Origin of the sequence: uncultured Rothia sp. (assembly GCF_916049665.1) — a bacterium.
In the GTDB taxonomy this organism is placed as follows: Bacteria; Actinomycetota; Actinomycetes; order Actinomycetales; family Micrococcaceae; genus Rothia.
Genome location: NZ_CAJZIE010000076.1, coordinates 1 through 8494, shown reverse-complemented (window position 1 = coordinate 8494; position 8494 = coordinate 1). Strand labels below are relative to the sequence as shown.

6 protein-coding genes are annotated in these 8494 nt (G+C 60.8%); 2 read left to right on the top strand and 4 right to left on the bottom strand.

Going from position 1 to position 8494, the window contains the following annotated elements; all coding sequences use genetic code 11:
* Positions 1-193: 193 nt before the first annotated feature.
* The 3 genes from gap to leuS all read right to left on the bottom strand — a co-directional run bounded on the left by gap (position 194) and on the right by leuS (position 5521).
* Complete coding sequence (gene gap / locus QZ540_RS07405) at positions 194-1198, bottom strand: type I glyceraldehyde-3-phosphate dehydrogenase (protein WP_005506148.1); 1005 nt, start codon at positions 1196-1198, stop codon at positions 194-196.
* A gap of 581 nt (positions 1199-1779) precedes the next feature.
* A complete protein-coding gene (locus QZ540_RS07400) occupies positions 1780-2814 on the bottom strand; it encodes a DegV family protein (RefSeq protein WP_294628841.1) in 1035 nt (344 codons plus the stop codon).
* Positions 2815-3025: 211 nt separating this feature from the next.
* Positions 3026-5521: a leucine--tRNA ligase gene (gene leuS / locus QZ540_RS07395; RefSeq protein WP_294628839.1), complete on the bottom strand. Its 2496-nt coding sequence runs from the start codon at positions 5519-5521 to the stop codon at positions 3026-3028.
* A 234-nt stretch (positions 5522-5755) separates the two neighbouring features.
* Here leuS and QZ540_RS07390 point away from each other — a divergent pair, with 234 nt between their 5' ends.
* Both QZ540_RS07390 and QZ540_RS07385 read left to right on the top strand, forming a co-directional pair.
* Positions 5756-6796: an alpha/beta hydrolase gene (locus QZ540_RS07390; protein ID WP_294628837.1), complete on the top strand. Its 1041-nt coding sequence runs from the start codon at positions 5756-5758 to the stop codon at positions 6794-6796.
* Positions 6797-6805: 9 nt separating this feature from the next.
* Positions 6806-7933, top strand: coding sequence for a glycosyltransferase family 1 protein (locus QZ540_RS07385; protein ID WP_005506156.1), 1128 nt, complete (start codon positions 6806-6808; stop codon positions 7931-7933).
* Between the two features lie 298 nt (positions 7934-8231).
* Here the strand turns inward: QZ540_RS07385 and QZ540_RS07380 are convergent, their stop codons facing one another.
* Positions 8232-8474 (bottom strand): DNA mismatch repair protein, encoded by a 243-nt coding sequence (locus tag QZ540_RS07380; RefSeq protein ID WP_070688808.1) that lies wholly within the window; start codon positions 8472-8474, stop codon positions 8232-8234.
* Between the last annotated feature and the right edge of the window lie 20 nt (positions 8475-8494).

The window sequence follows — 8494 nt, the reverse complement described above, 5'->3', positions numbered from 1 at the left end:
TTTTGACTCAAAAAGAGCCCCGGAAAATAGTATTTTTATACGTTATTTAGGGTTTTATTCAAGACCCCTGTAAAAGAGTCTTGGTACAGCAAACCCCGACTCCCCCGCTTAATGCGGTGGTGCCGGGGTTCACTATGCGTTAGTTACGCGGGGTGACGCTTACACTCGGTGAGCGTCGCAAGCCTATTGGGGCTTAGAGGGATGCCACAACCTTGTTGGTGAACATCACGAGGCGTGCAACGTAGCCGTACTCGTTGTCGTACCAAGCGATAACCTTCACCTGGTCGCCGATGACCTTGGTCAGCGGTGCGTCGAAGACGGTGGAGATGGGCTCACCCTCGATGTCCTTGGACACGATGGGATCCTCGTTGTACTTGATGATGCCCTTCATGGGGCCCTCAGCTGCTGCCTTGACTGCTGCGTTGACTTCCTCAACGGTGACCTCGCGCTCAGCGGTGAAGGTCAGGTCGGTGATGGAGCCGGTGATAGTGGGAACGCGGACTGCGAAGCCGTCCAGCTTACCCTTCAGCTCGGGCAGAACCAGGCCAACAGCTGCTGCTGCACCGGTGGAGGTGGGGACCATGTTCACAGCTGCTGCGCGTGCACGGCGCAGGTCGCGGTGGGGAGCATCCTGCAGACGCTGGTCAGCGGTGTATGCGTGGATGGTGGTCATCAGACCCTGCTTGATGCCGAATGCATCGTTCAGAACCTTAGCCATCGGAGCGAGGCAGTTGGTGGTGCAGGATGCGTTGGAGACGATGTGGTGGTTAGCTGCATCGTACTGGTCGTCGTTCACGCCCATGACGAAGGTGCCGTCGATGTTCTTACCGGGAGCGGAGAGGATAACCTTCTTAGCGCCAGCCTCGATGTGTGCCTTTGCCTTGCTGCCTTCGGTGAAGAAACCGGTGGACTCGAGGACTACGTCAACGCCCAGGTCCTTCCAGGGGAGGTTCTGGGGGTCGCGCTCAGCGAGGATCTTGATTTCCTTGCCGTCAACAACCAGTGCGCCTTCCTTGACCTCGACCTCTGCGTTGAAGCGACCCATGATGGAGTCGTACTTGAGCAGGTGTGCCAGGGTCTCAACATCGGTGAGGTCGTTGATTGCGACGATCTCGAAGCCGACGCCCTCGGTCTGAGCTGCGCGGAAGAAGGTGCGGCCGATGCGGCCGAAGCCGTTGATTGCTACGCGTACAGTCACTGGAGTATCTCCTTGTCAGTGCGTTGGTGGCGGTGTACGAATCCGATGCCTTGCAGGCTCTGGTTTAGTCGGATTCGTCCGTGCTCTATGTTGCCCGGTGCGTTCCGCCGTTGTTGGTAATAATCCTACCCTAGTTTGTGTGTGTTTTGGTGTGTTCTATCGAGAAATTTTTGTGAGTTGCGCCATAAAAACCGGCAAAAACCCGTTGTTTTCTGTTGGTTTGCGTTGTGTTCACCCTTAGAAAATGTTGCGATACGGTCACGGCAACATAAACACACATCAAACGCACATTTGTCGAAAACCGCGCCATATCAAGGCAAAATGTGAGGGTAAAAAATACCCTTTCACTTGCGAATGGCTTTCAAAGAGGTCCCTCGAACTCACGGGCAGTGCAAATTCTCACGCGAAAACAGACGACCCCAACGTAAGACACACCACAGCTCAAAACGGGCTAAAAACACCCCCGGCGCGCAGTTTTCGTGTCGCGTTTCGTGTCGCCCGCGGCGCGGGGACATGTTACATGGACGAACTTTGGGCACAGCGGATAGGCGGCTAGTACAGGATCCTAATAAACAACCAGCCTAATAAACGACCAGCGCCACAGCGCCCAGCCCCGAATGAGCCGACAGCACCGGCGGTAGCGCGCTCACCAAAAACTCCGGCGCCGAAGAAACGGCGGCTTCATGAACTAGGGAGCTCTCCCCCAGCATCTGCTGAACCTGCTCGTACAGCTGCACCGCCTGCGCCGCATTGCCCACATGATGTACCGCAACCACCTCACCGCGCGGGGCTGCACTAAGAGAAGAATTAGCGGGGTTGGCGGTAGAGCTTGCGGAGGCAGAGTTGAGCGCCGCCGCATGCCGATGCTCGCGGCAAGTCTGCACCGTCACCTCCACCAGGCGCTCCAGGGCGCGCGCCGCAGTGCGGGGACGCTCCACATACGCCAGCTTGCCCTCGGTGATCGTGCCAATCGGCTTGATCTGGAACATCTGCCCCACCATCGCCAGCGCCGGGGACACACGGCCACCGCGGCGCAACGCATCCAGGGTCGGGATATAAAAGTAGAGCGTGGACTGCTCGCAGACGGACTGAATGTAGTCCACCAGCTGCGCGGGGCTCGGATACTCAACGCTCGAGCCGGCGGATGCAGAGTTCAGCACCTCCAGGGCGCGCACCACCGCGTGACCGTAGGCGCCAGCGACCGTGCGGCTATCCACCACGCTTACGCCCTCGGAACCCAGGCGGCTCAGGCGGGCACCGGTGCGCGCCGCCTCCACCGTACCCGAGAGCTCACCGGACAGGTGCACAGACACCACGTGCGTAAAACCGCGCGACGCCAGTTCGTCATACACATCAGCGAACACGCCCGGTGCAGGCCCGGAGGTGCTCACCGTCTGACCCATCACGTGCGCCAGCATAATCGCCTCATCCACCTCGGCGGCGGTCAAATCCTGCAGCTGGCGGTCCGGTTGACCGGGCGTGCGAATAGTCACCGGCATGGGAACCATCACAAAATTACCGCGAGCGCTCAGGCGCTGCACCAGCTCCGGGTCGAGGGCGGCGGCGCTATCGGTCACCACGGCAATGCGGTTCTCTGCTTTGTTCTCTCGCTCCATATTTCGACCCTTCTTCCGGTTCGTCAGTGCCTGATTCGATGACGAACCCTCTCCTAGCGTTCCCTGAACATTATGGCACTCATCACTACCGCAGTACAGCAAAGCCCCGCCGCGCTTCCGGCACGTTCCGCAGAACGAACCGAAGGCACAGCGGGGCTTGTACTTTATCTAAGAAACTTCTTTATCTAAGAAACTTCTTTATCTAAGAAGCTTAGATCACGATGTTCACGAGCTTAGGCGCACGCACAATCACCTTGCGGATCTCGGCGTCACCAATCGAACGCTGAACAGCGGCATCCGCCAGAGCCAGCTCCTGAAGCTCCTGCTCGGAAATATCCTTCGCAACCTCCAGGCGAGCCTTGACCTTGCCCTTAATCTGCACGATAGCGGTGACGGTGTCATCCACCAGCAGAGCCGGGTCGACCTCGGGGAAGCCCGCGGTCAGAACCGGGGTGTCGTGGCCGAGAGCGTGCCACATGTCCTCAGCGGTGTAGGGTGCATACAGGGACAGCAGAATCGCGATGGTCTCAGCAGCCTTGCGGACAGCCGGGTCAGCCGCGCCAGCACCGGAGTCGATAGCCTTACGGGTAGCGTTCACAAGCTCCATGGTCTTAGCAACAACCACGTTGAACTTGCCGTTATCCAGCAGGCCCTGAACCTCGTGCACGGTGCGAGCAATCAGCTTCTGCAGCTCCAGGTCACCGGCGGTTGCATCCACGCCGGGTTCGCTGGTGATGTCCTGAGCCACACGCCATGCGCGAGCCAGGAACTTCTGCGAACCGGACGGGGAAACATCCGCCCAGTCCACGTCATCCTCGGGCGGGGACGCGAAAATCATGGTGGTGCGGATAGCGTCCACACCGAACTTGTCGAGCTGCTCGCCCAGGTTCACGCCGTTACCCAGCGACTTGGACATTGCCTTGCCGCCGTTGAGCACCTGACCCTGGTTCATGAGCGCCTTGAACGGCTCATCGTGCTTGATCAGGCCCAGGTCGCGAACAACCTTGGTGAAGAAGCGTGCGTACAGCAGGTGCAGAATAGCGTGCTCCACACCGCCCACGTACATGTCGACGGCACCCCACTCGCTCATAGCCTGCGGGTCGAAAGGAGCCTTGTCGTAGTTCGGGGAAACGTAACGCAGGAAGTACCAGGAGGAATCCACGAAGGTGTCCATGGTGTCCGAGTCGCGACGAGCCTGCTTGCCACACTTCGGGCAAGGCACGATAGCCCAGTCATCGGCTGCAGCAAGAGGCGACTGGCCCTTAGGAGCCAGCTGCTCACCGCGCAGGTTATCGGGCAGCAGCACCGGTAGCTGATCCTCAGGAACCAGAACCTCGCCACAATCCTCACAGTGAATCACCGGAATCGGGGTACCCCAGAAACGCTGACGGGACAGCAGCCAGTCACGCAGACGGTAAATGACCTTACCCTCACCGGTGCCGGCAGCCTCAACCAGCTCAATAGCCTTAGCAATTGCCTCAGCCTTCGGCAGGCCGGTCAGCTCACCCGAGTTGATGAGCACGCCGTCGCCAGCTGCGGCAACACCGCTGGTAGCCGGATCCTCGGCACCCTCAACGTCCAGGACCTTCACGATGGGCAGATCGAACTTCAGAGCGAACTCGAGGTCGCGCTGGTCGTGCGCGGGCACAGCCATAATCGCGCCGGTACCGTAGTCAGCCAGCACGTAGTCAGAAGCCCAAACGGGCAGCTTCGCGCCGGTCAGCGGGTTGATTGCGTAGCGACCGGTGAACACGCCGGTCTTCTCGCGGTCGGAGGACTGGCGGTCAATATCGCTCAGTGCCTTAATGTCTTCGCGGTACTGCTCCAGGGCAGCCTTGTGCTCGGGTGCCACGATCTGCTCGGCGAATGCCGCATCCGCAGCAACCACGATGAAGGTTGCGCCGTACAGGGTGTCGGGGCGGGTGGTGAACACGGTGAAGGACTCAGCAGCCTGATCCTCGGTCGCCTCAATCTCGAAGCGAACCTCAGCACCCTCAGAACGACCAATCCAGTTACGCTGCATGAGCAGCACGCGGTCGGGCCATTTGCCCTCCAGCTGCTCCATGTCATCCAGCAGCTGCTGCGCATAGTCGGTGATCTTGAAGTACCACTGGTTCAGCGACTTCTTAGTCACGGTAGTACCGCAACGCTCACACACACCGTTCACAACCTGCTCGTTCGCGAGCACGGTCTGGTCCTTGGGGCACCAGTTGACCATGGAGTCCTTGCGGTACGCCAGGCCCTTCTTGTAGAACTGCTCGAACAGCCACTGAGTCCACTTGTAGTACTCGGGGTCCGAGGTATGCAGGCGACGGCTCCAGTCAGCGGCAATAGCGTAACGCTTGAAGGACTCAGCCTGAGTCTCAATGTTCTTGTACGTCCACTCCTTGGGGTGAGTGTCGTTCTTAATGGCTGCGTTCTCAGCGGGCAGGCCGAAAGAGTCCCAGCCAATCGGGTGCAGAACATCGTAGCCGCACTGCTTGAAGTAGCGGGCGTTCATGTCACCAATAGCGAATGCCTCCGCGTGACCCATGTGAAGGTCACCGGAGGGGTACGGGAACATATCCAGCACATACTTGCGGCCCTTGGGGGCGTCACCGGTGGGCTGGAAAACCTTCGTTTCGTCCCAGTAGGGGCGCCACTTGGCTTCCATCGCGCGGAAGTCGTACGCATTTTCGTTGCGTTCGGTCTCTACCTGAGCAGACACAGCGATTCCTTAAATAAAGACAGGTTGATAAAAACTTAACCCTCCAAGTGTAACGCGAAACCCGCACCGCGCCAGAGTTGAGGCCGCCCCGACTACCAAATGGACGGCACCACCCGCGCGATTACCCGCGAGATTATCGATGCGGCGGGCGGGTTTCAGAGCCCTTTCAGGCTTCTCCCCTAGAATTAAGAACGGGACTTTGCCGTCCCAGTACCCAACCCGCGAAAGGTACCCATGACCTCCACCGTTACCCCGGACTCCCCCAACACCTCAGTTCTTGAGGGTGTACCCGGCCCGCTCATTCCCGGCACCCGCCACGACGCCCTCATCGGTGACGGCGCGCAGGCGGTCATGACCCGCTACTGGCAGTACGGCAAAGGCATGAACGACGGTGTCTTTCCCGAGGACTCCTACCCCGTGCTACTCGTGCACGGTTTCCGCGGCGACCACCACGGCCTCGAAATCATCGCGAACTACCTGCTGAAGCTCATCCCGAACGTCAGCATCATCAGCCCCGACCTGCCCGGCTTCGGCCGCTCCGCAGACCTGCCCGAAAACACCCTGGGCGAAGACAACATCAACGCGTACGTGGCGTGGCTGAACGACTTCGTGGAACACACCAACCCCGCCCGCGAGGATGCACGCCCCCTGCCGCTGCACGTGGTCGGCCACTCCTTCGGCTCCATCGTCACCAGCGCCTTCGCCGCCGCACACCCGAACTCGCTCGCGCTCCTCTCGCTCATCAACCCGATTAGCGAACCCGCCCTCGAAGGTAGCCAGCGGGTCGCCTCCCGCCTCGCCTCCCTCTACTACCGCGCCGGCGCGGCACTCCCCGAAAAAATCGGCTACCCGCTACTGCGCTCGCAGCTGATTACCCGCGCCTCCAGCGAAGTCATGATGCGCACCAAAGACAAGGCAATGCGCCGCTTCATCAACGGCCAGCACGCCGCCTACTTCGGCTCCTTCGGCTCCCGCCGCGGAGTGCTCAGCGCCTACGAGGCGTCCATTACGCACACCGCCGCCGAATACGCCGCCGCTATCCGGGTGCCGGTGCAGATGCTCGTTGCCGAAGACGACGACCTGGGCACCCCCGAAACAGCTCGCGCCATGTACGCGACGCTCACCTCCCGCGACCTGCCCGCTACTTCGCCAGGCGCCCGCGAGCGCCTGGACATGATCCCGGAAGTCGGGCACCTCATCCACTACGAAACCCCTCGCCGCGCCGCGGAACTCATCGCCGATTTCGCCGCCGACCACTCAGGGAACGAGAAGTAAGGAACCAACATGAAACTCATGGTTGACGCCCGATACACCCGTATCGGCTTCCACGACGGCATCAGCCGCTACACCGCCTCCCTGTTGGGCGCGCTCAAAACCCTCATCGACACCGGTGACGAGGCCGCCGCCGACCTCGACCTGACCATGATCATTAGCGATGAGCGTCAGCTGGACATGCTGCCCGACCTGCCGCACGTGAAAATCTGCTCGCCCACCGGCCCGCTCGAACCGACCGCCTCGCTGCAGCTGAATAAGTATGCGCCGGACGTAGTGTTCTCCCCCATGCAGACCATCGGCTCCACCGGACGCAAATTCAAGCTGATCCTCACCCTGCACGACCTCATCTACTACTCGCACCCGACCCCGCCCGGGTTCCTGCCCGCACCGGTGCGCGTGGGCTGGCGGCTCTTCCACAAGACCTACACCCCGCAGCGCTTCCTGCTCAATCACGGCGACGCGGTCGTGACTGTTTCTGAGTCGACCGCCTCACTGATTCGTGAGCACGAGCTGACCACCAAGCCGCTGTTCGTGGTGCCCAACGCCCCGCAGCCCGGCAGCGTCGTCTCCCGCCAGACCGCGCTGGAACGCGCCACCACCCGCGAAGAGCAGCCCGTCAAACACCTGGTGTACATGGGTTCGTTCATGCCGTACAAGAACGTAGAAACCCTGCTGCTGGCGATGCGTTCCCTGCCGGATTACCGCCTGCACCTGCTGTCAAAGATGCCGCCGCAGCGCCTGGTGCAGCTCACCGACGAACGCCTCATCGGTGAGAACGTGGAGGTGCACAACGGCGTGAGCGACGAAGAATACCAGCAGCTGCTCCGCCAGGCGCACGCCCTGGTCACTGCCTCCCGCGAGGAGGGTTACGGGCTGCCCGTGGTCGAGGCTCAGGCGGCTGGTTGCCCGGCGGTGATTAGTGACATCCCGATTTTCCGTGAGATTGCGCCGCACGCCGTGTTCGCGCCGGTTGACGGTGCCCCGGAGGCGCACGCCGCCGACTGGGTCAAGGCGATTCGTTCCCTGGAGGACACCGCCGTTCGCGAGCGCGTCATCATTGATGGACTCTCGGATGTGCGCCGCTACTCCTGGCGCGACTCAGCGCTCAAGCTGCTGGAGGTCGTGCGCGGGCTCTAAAGCGTGCGCGGCTTATACGACGCGGCGCTAAAATACGGCGCTAGATACAGAAATGCCGCCGCACTCCCCCGGTTCTCGGGAGGGTGCGGCGGCATTCTCGTATTTGGTTTGTGATTGTCAGTAGGCGTATGCGGCTTGCGGTATGGGCGTGGAAGGGCAACTTACGGCAACGGTTCACAGCGGCGGTTCGCTACACACTTCCTTCGCGCCTACGCAGGGAACCCACCCTCGCAGAGCTCGGGCACCCTGAGGGCACATCCGGAAGGTGCAGCCTCACCGCTTCAGAGCGCAGAAACCCTTACACGTACGCGCCGCGAGCCGCTTCCTTCGCAGCCAGCTCATCCGCATGACCGTACGCATAGAAAATCTTCGCGTCATCCAGCTCAGCAAAACGAGCCAGGTAGCGGCACACCGCGCCACGCTGAGCCTTCGTCATCGAGGACAGCAGCACAGGGTCCGGGTGGGTAATACCGTTGTCGCGGCTCGGTGCCGAATTGCCGAACTCAGGCTCGTAATCAGAGGTGATATTGGTGAAACTCATCGGTGAGTACCTTTCCTTAG